Here is a 15,821-nt window from a genome sequence, read left to right as displayed (position 1 = left end):
CTCGGTCAGGGCAGCCGCCAATCGACGGGGTCGGCGCCCATGCCGGTCAGGAGCTCGTTGGCGCGGCTGAACGGACGCGACCCGAAAAACCCCCGAGACGCCGACAGCGGCGACGGGTGTGGCGACTCGATCGCCACGCAATTGCCCTCGGCCAGCATCGGTTTGAGCGTGGACGCGTCGCGTCCCCACAAGATCGCTACCAGCGGCTGCGATCGTGCGGCAAGCGCACGGATCGCGCACTCGGTCACCGCCTCCCAGCCCTTGCCCCGATGCGAGGCCGGATTATTCGGCCGCACCGTGAGCACCCTGTTCAGCAGCATCACCCCGCGCTCGGCCCAGGGCGTCAGGTCACCGCACGACGGCAGCGGATAGCCGAGGTCGGCGGCGTACTCGTCGAAGATGTTGGCCAGGCTGCGCGGCAGCGGACGCACGTCGGGGGCCACCGAAAAGCTCAAGCCCACGGGGTGTCCCGGCGTCGGATACGGGTCTTGGCCGACGATCAGCACCCGGACGTCGTCGAACGGAAACGTGAACGCCCGCAACACGTTCGCACCCGACGGCAGGTACCTGCGCCCGGCCGCGATCTCGGCCCGCAGGAACTGGCCCATCTCGGCGACCCGATCGGCCACCGGCTGCAGCGCGGCCGCCCACCCCTTCTCGACGAGTTCGGTCAACGGCCGCGCCGTCATCGCCGGTCCTTTCGTAGCATCGACGCTCATCGCGCCACCCTAACGGTCATATGACTGCCAGCCGGCGTAGCCGGTCCACTCACGCCCGTCGACCAGCACTCCGGCCTTCCCCTCGAGAACCCGCCCGACGATCCGCCATCCGGCGGGCGCGGGACCAGCGAAACAGGCCACCAGGGCGTGGTCTTCGCCGCCGCCCAGCACCCACGACCACGGGTCGGCGCCCGCAGCGGCGGCCGCAGCGGTCAGTGCGTCGCGGTCCGCGGCCAGCGCCGCGGTCGACAGATCCATCGCCACACCGGATGACTCGGCGACGTGCCGCAGATCGGCGACCAGACCGTCGGAGACGTCGATCATCGCCTGCGCTCCCCCGGCCGCCGCCGCCACGCCCTGGCCGTAGGGCGGCTGGGGAACCAGATGCCGGCGGCGCAGCGCATCGAAGCCCTCAATCCCCTTGCCGAACAAGGAAAGCCCGGCCGCCGAGCGGCCCAACTCACCGGCGACCGCGATCACCGAGCCGGCTGTCGCCCCGGACCGCAGCACCGGCGCCCGCCCGTCCAGGTCACCCAGCACCGTCACGGAAACCACCCACTGCGGGCAGCTGACGAGGTCGCCGCCGGCGATGCCCGCGCCGATGCGCTGCGCCTCGTCCCACATTCCGGCGACCAGCGCGTCCACGTCGGCCGCCGGCGTGTCACCGGGCGCGCCGAACGCGACCACGAAGGCCGTGGGCCGCGCGCCCATCGCCTCGATGTCCGCGGCGTTCTGGGCGATGGCCTTGCGGCCGACGTGGTGGGGGCTCGACCAGTCCAGCCGAAAATGCCGATCCTGCACGAGCATGTCAGTCGACACCGCGATGCGGCCGTCCTTGGCTTGCACCACCGCCGCGTCGTCGCCGGGCCCGACCACCACTGCGGCCGGCTGTCGGCGGCCGCGCACCAGACGATCGATGACGGCGAACTCCCCGAGCTGCTGCAGTGTGGGTTCCGATGCGTCGTCGCGCACGCCACCTCCTCCGGCGCCTCCGTGCCCTGTGGGCCGCTATCCGGTCGCCGACCTGCGGTAAGTTGGGATACTGCCCGCGCGAGCGGCCCGCGCCAGTGTAGAGCCCCGCGCCGTCGTGCCAGAGATAGGAGGTGCGCGGGCGGTGACGACCGATCCGGATACCGAACCCGATACCGGCCCCGTTGGCGATGGGGGTCCGCCGGCCGCGCTGATCATCGCCGCGGTCGCGGTGGCCGTCGTGGCGATCGGCGTGATCCTGGTGATCGCGGCGAATCGCGAGGCGCCGCCACAACCGGTTGCCGTACCCGCCGCCTCGGCGCCGCAGGCCGATAGCGCCGCATGCCGGGCGCTGGCTGGGGCTCTGCCACAGCGACTCGGCGACTATCAACGCGCGCCGCTCGCGCAACCCGCTCCCCAGGGCGCCACCGCGTGGCGCGCCGGTCCGGACAGCGAGTCCGTGGTGCTGCGCTGCGGACTCGATCGCCCCGCCGAGTTCGTGGTGGGGTCTCCGATTCAGATCGTCGACCGGGTGCAGTGGTTCGCCGTGCGTCCCGAACAGCAGTCCGCCGGTGAGGCGGGCAGATCGACCTGGTACACCGTGGATCGGCCGGTATATGTGGCGCTCACGCTGCCGTCGGGGTCGGGCCCGACGCCGATCCAGCAACTCTCCGAGGTGATCGACCGCACCATCGCGCCGGTGCCCATCAACCCCGGGCCGCCCCGTTAACCCCGGGCCACGCCACTAACGCAGGCCGACTCCGCGGGCCAGCGCCGTTTCGACCATGGTTGCCAGCAGGGTGGGATAGTCCACTCCGGTGGCCGCCCACATCCTCGGGTACATCGAGATCGTGGTGAACCCTGGCATCGTGTTGATTTCGTTGAGTACCGGGCCCTCGTCGGTGAGGAAGAAATCGACCCGGGCCAGGCCCTGACAGTCAATGGCCTTGAACGCCCGGATCGCCAAGTGTCGGATGGCGTCGGCGACGTCGTCATCCACCTTGGCCGGCACGTCCAATTCCGCTGCGTCGTCCAGATATTTGGTCGCGAAGTCGTAGAACGAATCCTCGCGTCCCCGCACCCCGGCCACCCGGATCTCGCCCAATGTGCTGGCTTCGACTGTGCCATCGGGCATTTCGAGCACGCCGCACTCCAGCTCGCGGCCGGTGATTGCCGCCTCCACGATCACTTTCGGGTCGTGCCGGCGCGCGACCGCGACGGCCGCGGCGAGGTCATCCCAGCTCGACACCCGGGTGACCCCGATCGACGAGCCACCCCGGGCGGGTTTGACGAACACCGGCAGACCCAGCCGCTCGCACTCCTCGGGTTGCAGGGTCGAGCGCGACGGGCGCAGCACCGCGTACGCGCCGACCGGCAACCCTTCGGCAGCGAACAGCTTCTTGGTGAACTCCTTGTCCATGCCCGCCGCGCTGGCCAGCACGCCAGCCCCGACATAGGGCACCCCGGCCAGTTCCAGCAGGCCCTGGATCGTGCCGTCTTCGCCGTACGGACCGTGCAGCACGGGGAACACCACATCGACGGATGCCAGGACCTCACTGGCGCCGGGCGAGAGGGAGATCAGTTGGCCGCTGCGGCGCGGATCCGCCGGCAGCGCCAGTTCGGTGCCCGACTGCGCGGTCACCTCGGGCAGTTGCCTATTGCTGATGGCCAGCGCGTCCGGGTCCCCGTCGGTGAGCACCCACGACCCTTCCGGGGTGATGCCGATCGCGACCACCTCGAACCGCTGGGGGTCGAGGTTGCGCAGGATGCTGCCCGCGGACACACACGAGATGGCGTGCTCGTTGCTGCGCCCGCCGAAGACGACGGCGACGCGCACGCGGCTTCCGCTGGCACTCACAACCTGGAGAGGCTACCGGTTGCGCGGCGCCCGGGCCGGGCGGCGGTCCACTAGCTGGGGTTTTCGGTCGCCGCGCCGCGGCAGTCACTCGGGTTTGGTCCTGCGGCCGAGCAGCAGGGCCATCGCCTCGTCCACCAATAGTCCCTTGTGGCAGACCCGGTGCACCGCGTCGGTGAGCGGCATCTCGACGTCGTAACTGGACGCGAGCGCCAGCACCGACTCGCACGACGTCACGCCCTCGACGACGTGCCCGTCCCTGGCCTGCATCGCCGATTCCATCGTCCCGCCGCGGCCCAGGCGTTCGCCGAAGGATCGGTTGCGCGACTGCGGCGACGTGCACGTCGCCACCAGGTCGCCCACCCCGGCCAGACCGGCCAGTGTGGCGCCCTTGGCGCCGAGCGCAATGCCCAGCCGCATGATCTCGGCCAGACCGCGGGTGATGATCGCCGCCGCGGTGTTCTCGCCGAGCCCGACGCCGGCCGCCATGCCGCACGCGAGCGCGATGACGTTCTTGCACGCCCCGCCGATCTCGGTTCCGATGACATCGCTATTGGTATAGGGGCGGAAATAGCCGGTGTTCAGCATGCGCTGCAGGGCGACGGCGCGGCCGGAGTCGCTGCACGCGACGACCGTGGCGGCGGGCTGGCACTCGGCGATCTCGCTGGCCAGGTTCGGCCCCGAGATCACGGCGACCTGATCCGGGTCCGCATCCGTCACCGAAACGATGACCTGACTCATCCGCATCAGGGTGTCCAGCTCGATGCCCTTGGCCAGGCTGACCAGGGTTGCGCCGTCGGGCACCAACGCCGCCCATCCCTCGAGGTTGGTGCGCATCGTCTGCGCGGGCACGGCCAAGAAGACCGTCGAGGCGCCGCCGAGCGCCGCCGCCGCGTCGGTGGTGGCGCGGATGCCCGCCGGCAGCACCGTGCCGGGCAGGTAGTCGGGGTTGGATCGGGTGGCATTGATCCGGTCGGCGACGTCAGATCGACGGGCCCACAGCGTGACCTCCGCCTCTGGTTCCCCGGCCTCGACGAGCACCTTGGCCAGTGCAGTGCCCCACGCCCCGGCACCCATGACCGCGACAGCGCCCTTCGAGCCGGCCATCCATCACCCCCGTCTGTCGTCTCCAGCGTGTTGCAGCCGATACACCCTAGATCAGCGGGCGTCACGCGAGCTAGCGCGTCCGCCGTCAGCGGTGCTGGCAGGATGACATCTCATGAGCGGCACACGCGCCGACGGCACCGGCAGAGACATCGCCCTGATCATCGCCGTCAAACGGTTGGCCGCGGCCAAGACCAGGCTGGCCCCGGTGTTCTCGGCGCGGACCCGGGAGAGCGTAGTGCTGGCCATGTTGATAGACACCCTGACCGCAGCGGGACGCGTCGGTTCACTGGGCTCGATCACCGTCATCACGCCCGACGAGGCCGCGGCCGCCGCGGCGACCGAACTGGGGGCGGAAGTGCTGGCCGACCCGACGCCCGAGGGACACGGCGACCCGCTCAACAACGCCATCGCCACCGCGGAGCGAGCGGTGGCCGGATCGTTCCCGAACGTTGTTGTGCTGCAGGGGGATTTGCCGGCGCTGCAGACGCAGGAGCTGGCCGAGGCGATCGTCGCCGCGCGGCATCACCGGCGCAGCTTCGTCGCCGACCGGCTGGCCACGGGAACCGCCGCCCTGTTCGCCTTCGGCGCCCCACTAGATCCGCAGTTCGGGTCCGATTCGTCGGCGCGGCACCGACGTTCAGGCGCGATCGAACTGACCGGTGCGTGGCCGGGCCTGCGCTGTGACGTCGACACTCCGGACGACCTCTCCGCCGCCCGCCGGCTCGGGGTGGGGGCGGCGACCGCCCGGGCCCTGGCGCAGCAGTGACTCGCGTCGGCGCCGCGGCGTAGCTGTCCTCGCGGTGAACGTCGTCCCAACGGCGAATGGATGTCCGCCGAGCGCTAGCAGCATCGGCGCGTGATGAGCGATGATCGCAGGGTGACTGAAATCGAAGCTGAGGCGCGCCCCGATGAGAATTTGTGGCATCAAGGCGACTCGGCCGTGGCAGCGCCGCCCGCCGCGACGCCGGCCGCGATCACCGACCTCCCGGACGACCGCTACCTCAACCGGGAGCTGAGCTGGCTCGACTTCAACGCCCGTGTGCTGGCGCTGGCCGCCGACAACTCGTTGCCACTGTTGGAGCGGGCCAAGTTTCTGGCGATCTTTGCCTCCAACCTCGACGAGTTTTACATGGTCCGCGTCGCCGGCCTCAAACGTCGTGACGAGATGGGGCTGTCGGTTCGCTCCGCCGACGGTCTGACGCCGCGCGAGCAACTGGCGCTCATCGGCGAGCAGACGCAACGGATCGCGACCCGCCACGCGCGGGTCTTCCTCGACTCGGTGCGACCGGCGCTCGCCGAGGAGGGCATACATATAGTCACGTGGGCCGATTTGGATCAGGGTGAGCGTGACGAACTGTCGACCTATTTCCACGAACAAGTCTTTCCCGTTCTCACGCCGCTCGCCGTCGATCCCGCTCATCCCTTCCCCTTCGTCAGTGGATTGAGCCTGAACCTGGCGGTCATGGTGCGCCAGCCCGAGGAAGGCGGCCAGCACTTCGCGCGAGTGAAGGTCCCCAACAACGTGGATCGCTTCGTCGAACTAAGCGGCCGCGGCCATACCGACGATGCCGACGGGCCGGTCATAATTCGCTACCTTCCAATGGAAGAGCTGATCGCCGCCTTCCTGCCGGTGCTGTTCCCCGGCATGGAGATCGTTCAGCATCACGCGTTCCGCATCACCCGCAACGCGGACTACGAGGTCGAAGAGGACCGCGACGAAGACCTGCTGCAAGCACTGGAACGAGAGCTGGCGCGCAGGCGGTTCGGGTCCCCGGTGCGTCTCGAGGTCGCCAACGACATGACCGAGAGCATGCTGGAATTGCTGCTGCGCGAACTCGACGTGAATCCGGGCGACGTCATCCAGGTGCCCGGTCTTCTCGATCTGTCGTCGTTGTGGCAGGTATACAGCGTCGACCGACCGGCGCTCAAAGACCGGGCATTCGTTCCGGCCACCAGTCCCGCATTCGTCGACCGCGAGACGCCCAGGAGCATCTTCTCGACGCTGCGCGAAGGCGATGTGCTGCTTCATCATCCGTATGAGTCGTTCTCCACCAGCGTGCAGCGATTCATCGAGCAGGCCGCCGCCGATCCCAACGTGCTGGCGATCAAGCAGACGCTGTACCGCACTTCCGGTGACTCGCCGATCGTTCGGGCGCTCATCAACGCCGCCGAGGCCGGCAAGCAGGTGGTGGCAATGGTGGAGATCAAGGCGCGCTTCGACGAGCAGGCCAACATTCGCTGGGCGCGCGAGCTGGAGCAGGCGGGCGTGCATGTGGTGTACGGGTACGTCGGACTCAAGACCCACTGCAAGACCCTCCTGGTGGTCCGCCGCGAGGGTTCGACGATCCGACGCTACTGCCACATCGGGACCGGCAACTACAACGGGAAGACGGCACGACTGTACGAGGACGTCGGTCTCTTGACGGCATCTCCCGAGATCGGGGCCGACCTGACGGACCTGTTCAATTCGCTTACCGGCTACTCGCGCAAGGTCTCCTACCGCAACCTTCTGGTCGCCCCGCACTCAATTCGCACCGGCATCATCGAACGCGTCGAGCGCGAGATCGCCGCGCACCGCGAACACGGCGGCGGCCGAATCCGCCTCAAGATGAACGCCCTCGTCGACGAACAGGTCATCGACGCGCTGTATCACGCGTCCCGGGCGGACGTGCGGGTGGAGGTGGTGGTGCGCGGCATCTGCGCGCTGCGCCCCGGCGCGGAAGGATTCTCGGACAACATTGCGGTCCGTTCGATCCTCGGTCGCTTCCTCGAGCATTCCCGCATCATCCATTTCAATCGCATCAACGAGTTCTGGATCGGCAGCGCGGACATGATGCACCGCAACCTCGACCGGCGGGTCGAGGCGCTGGTTCAGGTCAAGGATCCGAGGCTGACCTCCTACCTGGACGACCTGTTCGAGTCCGCACTGGACCCGTCCACCCGGTGCTGGGAGCTGGGGCGCGACGGGCAGTGGATCGCGTCGCCGCAGGAGGGCCATACCGTGCGCGATCACCAAGTGTCGTTGATGGAGCGACACCGCAATCCGTAACCCCTGTGTGGTGATCTACGGTTGTGTTCCGGCCGCACCGCAAATGTGCGCGCGGCCCCGACCGAATTGACCTGCAGGAGTTGAGTTGCCGACCAAGAGCTCGTCCACCGCACGGCGTTCGGGTAGCCGGATCGTGCATGCCGCCGGGGCGGTGTTGTGGCGAGCGACGGATTCGACCAACCCCGGCCTCGAGATCGCGGTGATCCACCGCCCCCGCTATGACGACTGGTCGCTGCCGAAGGGGAAAGTGGACCCGGGCGAGACGGCGCCGGTCGCCGCGGTGCGGGAAGTGTGCGAGGAGACGGGGCACCACGCCATCCTGGGCAGGCGGCTCGACATGGTGAGTTACCCGATCGAGGCGGGTGTCAAGAAGGTCTCTTATTGGGCGGCGCGCAGCACCGGCGGGGACTTCACAGCCGGCAACGAGGTCGACGAATTGGTGTGGCTGCCGATCCCGGACGCGTTGAAGAAGCTCAGCTACGCGTTCGATCGAAAGATGTTGCGCCACTTCACGAAACATCCCGCCGACACGCATACCGTGCTGGTGGTCCGGCACGGCACCGCCGGGCGGAAATCGCGCTTCAAAGGTGACGACACCCAGCGCCCGCTCGACAAACGGGGCCGCGCGCAGGCCGAGGCACTGGTTCCGCAGCTGCTGGCCTTCGGCGCCTCCGACGTATACGCGGCCGACCGCCTGCGCTGCCACCAGACGGTGGAACCGCTGGCCGAGGAATTGGGCGTCACCGTGCACAACGAGCCCACCCTCACCGAGGAGTCCTACGCCAAGAGCCCCAAACGCGCCCGCCACCGGATGCTGGATATCGCCGAGCAGCAAGGCACACCGGTGATTTGCACACAGGGCAAAGTGATCCCGGACTTGATCGCCTGGTGGTGCGAACGGGACGGGGTGTGTCCCGACAAGTCGCGCAACCACAAGGGCAGTACGTGGGTGCTCTCGCTGTCAGCCGGCCGACTGGTGGCGGCTGACCACATCGGCGGCTCGCTGGCCGCCAACGTGCGGGCATAACGCGCGAATACCCTTCGGGTGCATCGTTGCCACCCGAAGGGTATTCGCGTTTTAGAACTCGACTGCTGCCTTAACGGCGACCGCGACGCGCGGTGGCCTTCTTGGCGGGGGCCTTCTTCGCCGCAGCCTTCTTGGCCGGAGCCTTCGTCGCGGCCTTCTTCGCCGCGACCTTCTTCGCTACGACCTTCTTCGCTACGACCTTCCTGGCCGGAGCCTTCTTCACCGCAGCCTTCTTGGCCGGAGCCTTCTTCGCCACAGCCTTCTTGGCCGGAGCCTTCTTCACCACAGCCTTCTTGGCCGGAGCCTTCTTGGCCGGAGCCTTCTTCGCCGCGGCCTTCTTGGCGGGAGCCTTCTTGGCAGCGGTCTTCTTGGCCGCGCCGCTTGCCACTACACCACGCTTCACTGCAGGTCCTTCCGACGGGAGACGCTGTGCGCCAGAGACAACCGCTTTGAATTGAGCACCGGGACGGAACGCCGGGACGGAAGTCGGCTTCACCTTCACCGTCTCGCCGGTACGCGGGTTGCGGGCCACCCGGGCCGCGCGACGCCGTTGCTCGAAAACACCGAAACCGGTAATGGTGACGCTGTCGCCCTTGTGCACCGCACGCACAATGGTGTCGACAACGTTCTCGACGGCGGCGGTCGCCTGCCGACGGTCGGTGTTCAATTTTTGAGTGAGCACATCAATGAGCTCTGCCTTATTCATCCAATCCCTCCGACGCTAGTGGTCCTCGATTTGAACCGACTAGTGCACACGGTAAACCCTCACCCAGCAAATTTCCAAGAGCCACGCGCAATTTCAGGGTCGGGCAATCGGAGGTTTCGCAATCCGGTTGCCGCCCTTGACCGGTGGCGGGGGCTTGGAAATCGCCCCGGTTAGTTAGGTGAGCGAGAAGAAATTCCGGCCTTCTCGACCGTTCAGGAGGCGGGCAGAGTTCGCGGTTTCCACTGCGGATAGCGGGCCTCGTATGACTCGATTTTGTCGAGTTTCCGCAGCGTAAGGGCTATATCGTCGAGCCCTTCGAGGAGTCGCCAGGCGGTATAGTCGTCAATCTTGAACGGCAACACCGTCGTTCCCGCGGTGATATTTCGATCTTGAAGATTGGCAGTGATTTCCAGTCCCGGACTCTGCTCGATGAGCTTCCAAAGTAGTTCCACGCCGTCCTGGGAAACTTCGGCCGCCAGGAGCCCCGCCTTGCCGGCGTTGCCCCGGAAAATGTCACCGAATCGAGACGAGATGACCACCCGGAACCCGTAGTCCATGAGCGCCCACACTGCATGCTCGCGCGACGAGCCGGTCCCGAAATCGGGTCCTGCGACCAGGACTGACCCCCGGTCAAAGGGACTGAGGTTGAGGATGAATGAGGGATCCGAGCGCCAGCTGGCGAACAATCCGTCCTCGAAACCGGTTCGGGTGACCCGCTTCAAATACACCGCCGGAATGATCTGATCGGTGTCGACGTTGGACCGCCGCAACGGCACACCGATACCGGTGTGGGTGTGAAATGCTTCCATGCTCGTGCCTTCTTCTCGATTAGGTCAGTTCAAATCGGCCGGGGCCGACAATGTGCCGCGAACCGCTGTCGCGGCGGCCACGGCCGGAGAAACCAAATGCGTGCGGCCGCCTTTCCCCTGGCGCCCTTCGAAGTTGCGGTTGGACGTCGCCGCGCACCGTTCCCCCGGCGCCAGCTGGTCCGGATTCATCCCGAGGCACATCGAGCAGCCCGCCTGTCGCCATTCGGCACCCGCGGCGGTGAAAACCTCGCCCAGCCCTTCGGCTTCGGCCTGGGCGCGTACCCGCATGGACCCTGGCACCACGAGCATCCGCAGGCCGGGGGCCAGCTTGCGGCCGCGCAGCACGTCGGCGACCACCCGCAGGTCTTCGATACGACCGTTGGTGCAGGAGCCCACGAACACGGTGTCCACCGCGATATCGCGCATCGGAGTCCCCGGTCGAAGGTCCATGTATGCCAACGCTTTCTCGGCGGCCTGCCGCTCGGCGTCGCCGGTCATCAGCTCCGGGTCGGGTACTGCCGCGGCCAGGGGCACGCCCTGCCCGGGATTCGTTCCCCACGTCACGAACGGGCTCAACGACGTTGCGTCGAGGTGGACCTCGGTGTCGAAGACGGCGCCGGGGTCGGTGTGCAGCTGCTGCCAATAGCGCATTGCCGCGTCCCATTGCTCCCCCCGCGGCGCATGCGGCTTGTCGCGCAGGAATTCAAAGGTGGTGGCGTCCGGAGCGACCATGCCCGCCCGGGCGCCGGCCTCGATGCTCATGTTGCAGATCGTCATCCGGCCTTCCATCGACAGCGATTCGATGGCGCTGCCGCGGTATTCGATGACATGCCCCTGCCCACCGCCGGTGCCGATCTTGGCGATCAACGCGAGAATGATGTCCTTGGCCGTCACACCGGCGGGCAATTCCCCGTCGACATTGACCGCCATCGTCTTGAATGGCCGCAGCGGCAATGTCTGGGTGGCCAGCACATGTTCGACCTCCGAAGTGCCGATGCCCATCGCCAGTGCGCCGAATGCGCCGTGCGTCGACGTGTGACTGTCACCACAGACGACTGTCATTCCCGGTTGAGTGAGGCCCAATTGCGGCCCTATGACATGCACGATGCCTTGTTCGATATTGCCCATCGGGTAAAGGCGGACACCGAATTCGGCGCAGTTTCGGCGCAACGTCTCGACCTGAGTGCGCGACACCGGGTCGGCGATCGGCTTGTCGATGTCAACGGTGGGCACGTTGTGATCCTCGGTAGCCAGCGTCAGGTCGGGCCGTCGCACCGGCCGGCCGGCCAACCGCAGCCCGTCGAAAGCCTGCGGGCTGGTGACCTCGTGCACAAGATGCAGGTCGATGTAGATCAGGTCGGGCGCGTCAGCACCCCCTGCATCCACAACGTGGTCGTCCCAGACCTTTTCGGCCAGGGTGCGCGGCTTGGCGGATGCCATCTCGAATTCGCCTCGATTCCCTCATGCGCCTCGCCGATCGACCATGGGCTGTGATCTCAGAATGCGAGACGCTAGTATCTCCTTGTGAGACAGCATAGCGGCATCGGCGTCCTCGACAAAGCCATGGATGTCCTGCACACGATCGGCCAATCCCCGTGCGCGTTGGCCGAACTGTGCGAGCGAACCGGATTGCCCAGAGCCACCGCGTATCGGCTGGCCGCCGCGCTCGAAGTCCATCGCCTCCTTGCCCGCGACGACGAAGGGCGTTGGCGGCTCGGTCCGGCCGTCACCGAGCTCGCCGCCCATGTCAACGATCCGCTGCTGACCGCCAGCGCCGGGGTTCTTCCCCTGTTGCGCGAGACAACCGGGGAAAGCGTGCAGCTGTACCGTCGCGAGGGCACCACGCGGGTCTGCGTGGCGGCCCTGGAACCCGCTGCAGGCCTTCGCGATACGGTCCCGGTCGGGGCGCGATTGCCGATGACGGCGGGCTCGGGCGCCAAAGTGCTGCTGGCCCACAGCGACGCGGCGACGCAGAAAGCGGTGCTACCGACCGCGAAATTCACCGAGCGCACCCTCGCCGAAGTGCGGCGGCGCGGCTGGGCACAAAGCGTGGCCGAGCGAGAGCCCGGGGTGGCGAGCGTGTCGGTTCCGGTGCGCGACAGCCGCGGCGCCGTCATCGCCGCCATCTCGGTGTCGGGACCCGTCGACCGCATCGGCCGGCGCCCGGGGGCGCGCTGGGCCGCCGATCTCCTTTCCGCGGCCGAAGCACTCACCCGTCGACTCTGACGACGCACGCGCACTTTCTCTGCCACCAGCGCACACTTGGCCGCACGCGGCCTGACAGACTGACGGCCATGGGAACCAATCAGCGCGCGAGCATCGTCATGTCCGAGGACGAAATCGCCGACTTCGTCGTCAAGAGCCGCACGGGGACGCTGGCCACCATCGGCCCCGACGGCCAGCCGCATCTGACCGCAATGTGGTACGCCGTCGTCGACGGCGAAATCTGGCTGGAAACCAAGGCCAAGTCGCAGAAGGCGGTCAACCTCAAACGTGATCCGCGGGTGAGCTTCCTGATCGAGGGCGGCGACACCTACGACACGCTGCGCGGGGTGTCGTTCGAGGGCGTCGCGGAGATCGTCGACGATCCAGACGTCTCACACCGGGTCGGGGTCAGCGTGTTCGAGCGCTACACCGGCCCCTACACCGACGAGATGAAACCGTTCGTCGAGCAGATGATGAACAAGCGCGTCTGCGTGCGCATCGTGGCCCAGCGCGCCCGCTCGTGGGATCACCGCAAACTCGGGCTGCCGGCCATGCCGGTGGGTGGGTCCACGGCACCTGCCGTGTTGGGTACCGGTCAATAGTGGATTTGTAGCCCCGATGGGATTCGAACCCACGCTACCGCCGTGAGAGGGCGGCGTCCTAGGCCGCTAGACGACGGGGCCAGACACGATCCGAGGTGTCAGCATAGCTCACACTCAGAAGCCCACCTAATCGCTTGAGGTGGCGAGATTTTTGCTGGGGTACCAGGACTCGAACCTAGAATGGCTGAACCAGAATCAGCTGTGTTGCCAATTACACCATACCCCATTGGCTGCCTAAAACCGCTGGTCAACGGTCATTCTGAGCCGTATCGAGCTGCTCAGGAGACCGCCGCTGCCAGCCGTTGTCGGCCTTTGCGAACCGCAGTGCAGACTACCAAAGACTCACCACACAATCCGCACGCGAGGTCTTCGCCTAGCCGGCGAACGTTTCGCGTGCGGCGCGCAGCCGGAGCAGGCTGCGGTCCCGGCCCAGCAGTTCCAGCGATTCAAACAACGGCGGGCTGACCGTCGTTCCCGTGGCGGCAACCCTGATCGGACCAAAGGCCTTGCGTGGTTTGAGGCCCAGCTTTTCGATGAGCGTGGCTTTGAGGGCCAGCTCAATCTGGGCCGTGGTCCAGTCCGTCACGCCCTCCAGCGCGGCCAGCGCGACGTCCAGCACAGCGGCCGCGTCCGGACCGAACTCCTTGGCGGCGGCCTTGGGGTCGATCGCGTATTCGTCGTCGTTGAGGAACTTCAGCAGCTCCCATGCGTCGCCAAGCACGACGATGCGGGTCTGCACCAGGTCGGCGGCGGTGGCGAACGCCGCGTCATCCAACCCGAGGCGATGTCCGTGCACGTCGAAGTAGTCGCGCAGCCGGCCCGCGAAGTCCGCCGGCTCGAGCATGCGGATGTGCTCGGCGTTGAGCGCGTCGGCCTTCTTCTGGTCGAACCGCGCGGGGTTGGAGTTGACGTCGACAACGTCGAACGCGGCCACCATCTCGTCGAGACTGAACAGGTCATGGTCGTCGGCGATGGCCCAACCCAGCAACGCAAGGTAATTGAGCAGCCCCTCGGGGATGAAGCCCCTGTCGCGGTGGGCGAACAGATTCGACTGCGGGTCGCGCTTGGAGAGCTTCTTGGTCCCCTCCCCCAATACCGTTGGCAGGTGCGCGAACTCCGGGATGCGCCCGGCGACGCCGATCCGGATGAGCGCCTGGTACAGCGCGAGCTGGCGCGGAGTCGACGGCAGCAGGTCCTCGCCCCGCAGCACGTGGGTGATTTTCATCAGCGCGTCGTCGCACGGGTTGACCAAGGTGTACAACGGATCTCCGTTGGCGCGGGTCAGCGCGAAGTCCGGCACGGTGCCCGCGGCGAAGGTGGTCGGCCCGCGCACCAGGTCGGTCCAGCTGAGGTCTTCGTCGGGCATCCGCAGCCGCACCACCGGCTGGCGGCCCTCGGCAAGGAAGGCGGCCCGTTGGGAATCGGTCAGGTGCCGGTCGAAGTTGTCGTAGCCCAGTTTCGGGTTGCGGCCCGCCGCGATGTGGCGCGCCTCAACCTCTTCCGGGGTCGAGAAGGCGTAGTAGGCCTCGCCCGCTTCGAGCAGCTTGGCCACCACGTCGAGGTAGATCTCTTTGCGCTGCGACTGCCGGTAAGGGCCGTAGGGTCCGCCGACCTCGGGCCCCTCATCCCAGTCGAGGCCGAGCCAGCGCAGCGCGTCCAGCAGCGCCAGATAGCTTTCCTCGCTGTCGCGTTCGGCGTCGGTGTCTTCGATGCGAAAGACGAAGGTGCCACCGGTGTGCCGGGCATAGGCCCAGTTGAACAGCGCGGTGCGGACCATTCCGACGTGCGGGGTGCCCGTGGGCGACGGGCAGAAACGTACCCGGACTCGCGCGATTTCCGACGGTGATGCAGTCACGACTTTCCCTTACGGATCACAGGATTGGTGAGAGTGCCGATCCCCTCGATGGTGATGGCGACGGTGTCGCCATCCTCGATCGGACCGACACCTGCGGGCGTTCCGGTGAGGATGAGATCGCCGGGCAACAGGGTCATCACGGCCGAGATCCATTCGACGATGGCGCCGACGTCGTGGATCATCAGCGAGGTACGGCTGTGTTGCTTCACCTCGCCGTTGACCTCGGTTCGTATTTCGAGATCTGCCGGGTCGACATCGGTGACGATCCACGGACCCACCGGGCAGAAGGTGTCGTGCCCTTTCGCCCGGGTCCATTGGCCATCGGACTTTTGTTGGTCACGGGCCGACACGTCATTTCCTATCGTGTAGCCGAGGATGCTGTCGGCGGCCTGGGCTGCCGAGACGTCCTTGCAGGGCCGGCCGATGACCACCACCAGCTCTCCCTCGAAATGCACGGGTGATGCGTTGGCGGGCAACCGAATCGGCACGTTCGGGCCGACGATTGCCGTATTGGGCTTGAGGAAGATGATGGGGTCCGGCGCCGCCGGGCCGGTGAGCTCGGTCATCTCCGCGATGTGGTCGGTGTAGTTCTTGCCGATGCAGACCACCTTGCTGGCCAGTATCGGAGCCAGCAGCCGCACATCGGCCAGCGGCCATGATCGGCCGGTGAAGTTGGGCGTGCCGAAGGGATGCTCGGCGATCTCGCGGGCGATCATGGCGGTGGGATCGGCGAGTTCGCCCTCGATGCTGACGAAGGCGACACCGTCGGGGCTGGCGATTCGACCAAGGCGCATTTCGTTGAGCCTAGTGACGGTCGCGAGGGCGGCGTTGGGGGCACCTCCCGCTTGCGGGGGACCGGGCGCGGCGGGCCGTCACGATCTGGCCTAGTGACGGTCGCGAGCGCGGCGTTGGGGGCAC

At 67.2% G+C, this 15,821-nt stretch carries 15 protein-coding genes and 2 tRNA genes; 6 read left to right on the top strand and 11 right to left on the bottom strand.

Annotated features, from left to right (window positions below; all coding sequences use genetic code 11):
- Positions 1 to 5: 5 nt before the first annotated feature.
- Both AWC17_RS22460 and AWC17_RS22455 read right to left on the bottom strand, forming a co-directional pair.
- Positions 6 to 689 carry a uracil-DNA glycosylase gene (locus tag AWC17_RS22460; RefSeq protein ID WP_046185733.1) on the bottom strand — a complete coding sequence of 228 codons (684 nt, stop codon included), beginning with the start codon at positions 687 to 689 and terminating at the stop codon, positions 6 to 8.
- A gap of 39 nt (positions 690 to 728) precedes the next feature.
- Positions 729 to 1,691, bottom strand: a complete 963-nt coding sequence (locus AWC17_RS22455) for a thiamine-phosphate kinase (RefSeq protein WP_085165106.1) — start codon at positions 1,689 to 1,691, stop codon at positions 729 to 731.
- 142 nt (positions 1,692 to 1,833) lie between these two features.
- Between AWC17_RS22455 and AWC17_RS22450 the strand changes: the two genes are divergently transcribed.
- Positions 1,834 to 2,418, top strand: coding sequence for a DUF3515 domain-containing protein (locus tag AWC17_RS22450; protein ID WP_046184479.1), 585 nt, complete (start codon positions 1,834 to 1,836; stop codon positions 2,416 to 2,418).
- 15 nt (positions 2,419 to 2,433) lie between these two features.
- Here AWC17_RS22450 and AWC17_RS22445 read toward each other — a convergent pair whose 3' ends face one another.
- Both AWC17_RS22445 and AWC17_RS22440 read right to left on the bottom strand, forming a co-directional pair.
- Positions 2,434 to 3,546, bottom strand: coding sequence for a D-alanine--D-alanine ligase family protein (locus AWC17_RS22445; RefSeq protein ID WP_046184480.1), 1,113 nt, complete (start codon positions 3,544 to 3,546; stop codon positions 2,434 to 2,436).
- A gap of 84 nt (positions 3,547 to 3,630) precedes the next feature.
- On the bottom strand, positions 3,631 to 4,650 hold the full coding sequence (locus tag AWC17_RS22440; RefSeq protein ID WP_085165104.1) for an NAD(P)H-dependent glycerol-3-phosphate dehydrogenase: 1,020 nt from the start codon (positions 4,648 to 4,650) through the stop codon (positions 3,631 to 3,633).
- A gap of 112 nt (positions 4,651 to 4,762) precedes the next feature.
- Here AWC17_RS22440 and cofC point away from each other — a divergent pair, with 112 nt between their 5' ends.
- From cofC to mutT1, 3 genes are all read left to right on the top strand, one after another.
- Positions 4,763 to 5,416 carry a 2-phospho-L-lactate guanylyltransferase gene (gene cofC / locus AWC17_RS22435; protein WP_046184482.1) on the top strand — a complete coding sequence of 218 codons (654 nt, stop codon included), beginning with the start codon at positions 4,763 to 4,765 and terminating at the stop codon, positions 5,414 to 5,416.
- Positions 5,417 to 5,506: 90 nt separating this feature from the next.
- Positions 5,507 to 7,699 carry an RNA degradosome polyphosphate kinase gene (locus AWC17_RS22430; protein ID WP_046184483.1) on the top strand — a complete coding sequence of 731 codons (2,193 nt, stop codon included), beginning with the start codon at positions 5,507 to 5,509 and terminating at the stop codon, positions 7,697 to 7,699.
- 85 nt (positions 7,700 to 7,784) lie between these two features.
- On the top strand, positions 7,785 to 8,726 hold the full coding sequence (mutT1, locus tag AWC17_RS22425; RefSeq protein ID WP_046184484.1) for an 8-oxo-(d)GTP phosphatase MutT1: 942 nt from the start codon (positions 7,785 to 7,787) through the stop codon (positions 8,724 to 8,726).
- 70 nt (positions 8,727 to 8,796) lie between these two features.
- Here mutT1 and AWC17_RS22420 read toward each other — a convergent pair whose 3' ends face one another.
- From AWC17_RS22420 to leuC, 3 genes are all read right to left on the bottom strand, one after another.
- Positions 8,797 to 9,432, bottom strand: a complete 636-nt coding sequence (locus AWC17_RS22420; protein ID WP_046184485.1) for an HU family DNA-binding protein — start codon at positions 9,430 to 9,432, stop codon at positions 8,797 to 8,799.
- Between the two features lie 212 nt (positions 9,433 to 9,644).
- The gene (gene leuD / locus AWC17_RS22415) at positions 9,645 to 10,241 is read right to left on the bottom strand and encodes a 3-isopropylmalate dehydratase small subunit (protein WP_046184486.1); all 597 of its coding nucleotides are present in this window, start codon (positions 10,239 to 10,241) and stop codon (positions 9,645 to 9,647) included.
- Positions 10,242 to 10,265: 24 nt separating this feature from the next.
- Positions 10,266 to 11,681: a 3-isopropylmalate dehydratase large subunit gene (gene leuC / locus AWC17_RS22410; RefSeq protein ID WP_046184487.1), complete on the bottom strand. Its 1,416-nt coding sequence runs from the start codon at positions 11,679 to 11,681 to the stop codon at positions 10,266 to 10,268.
- An 84-nt stretch (positions 11,682 to 11,765) separates the two neighbouring features.
- Between leuC and AWC17_RS22405 the strand changes: the two genes are divergently transcribed.
- Both AWC17_RS22405 and AWC17_RS22400 read left to right on the top strand, forming a co-directional pair.
- Positions 11,766 to 12,467, top strand: a complete 702-nt coding sequence (locus AWC17_RS22405) for an IclR family transcriptional regulator (protein ID WP_046184488.1) — start codon at positions 11,766 to 11,768, stop codon at positions 12,465 to 12,467.
- Between the two features lie 68 nt (positions 12,468 to 12,535).
- Complete coding sequence (locus AWC17_RS22400; protein WP_046184489.1) at positions 12,536 to 13,048, top strand: pyridoxamine 5'-phosphate oxidase family protein; 513 nt, start codon at positions 12,536 to 12,538, stop codon at positions 13,046 to 13,048.
- Positions 13,049 to 13,056: 8 nt separating this feature from the next.
- Here AWC17_RS22400 and AWC17_RS22395 read toward each other — a convergent pair.
- From AWC17_RS22395 to AWC17_RS22380, 4 genes are all read right to left on the bottom strand, one after another.
- Positions 13,057 to 13,129, bottom strand: a tRNA-Glu gene (locus AWC17_RS22395).
- A 73-nt stretch (positions 13,130 to 13,202) separates the two neighbouring features.
- Positions 13,203 to 13,274: transfer RNA gene (locus tag AWC17_RS22390), tRNA-Gln, on the bottom strand.
- Between the two features lie 147 nt (positions 13,275 to 13,421).
- Positions 13,422 to 14,882: a glutamate--tRNA ligase gene (gltX, locus tag AWC17_RS22385; RefSeq protein ID WP_082123048.1), complete on the bottom strand. Its 1,461-nt coding sequence runs from the start codon at positions 14,880 to 14,882 to the stop codon at positions 13,422 to 13,424.
- 17 nt (positions 14,883 to 14,899) lie between these two features.
- Positions 14,900 to 15,697: a fumarylacetoacetate hydrolase family protein gene (locus tag AWC17_RS22380; RefSeq protein WP_046184491.1), complete on the bottom strand. Its 798-nt coding sequence runs from the start codon at positions 15,695 to 15,697 to the stop codon at positions 14,900 to 14,902.
- Positions 15,698 to 15,821 lie beyond the last annotated feature (124 nt).

Source organism: Mycobacterium nebraskense (assembly GCF_002102255.1).
Lineage (GTDB): Bacteria > Actinomycetota > Actinomycetes > Mycobacteriales > Mycobacteriaceae > Mycobacterium > Mycobacterium nebraskense.
This window is presented reverse-complemented; position numbering and strand designations above follow the sequence as displayed.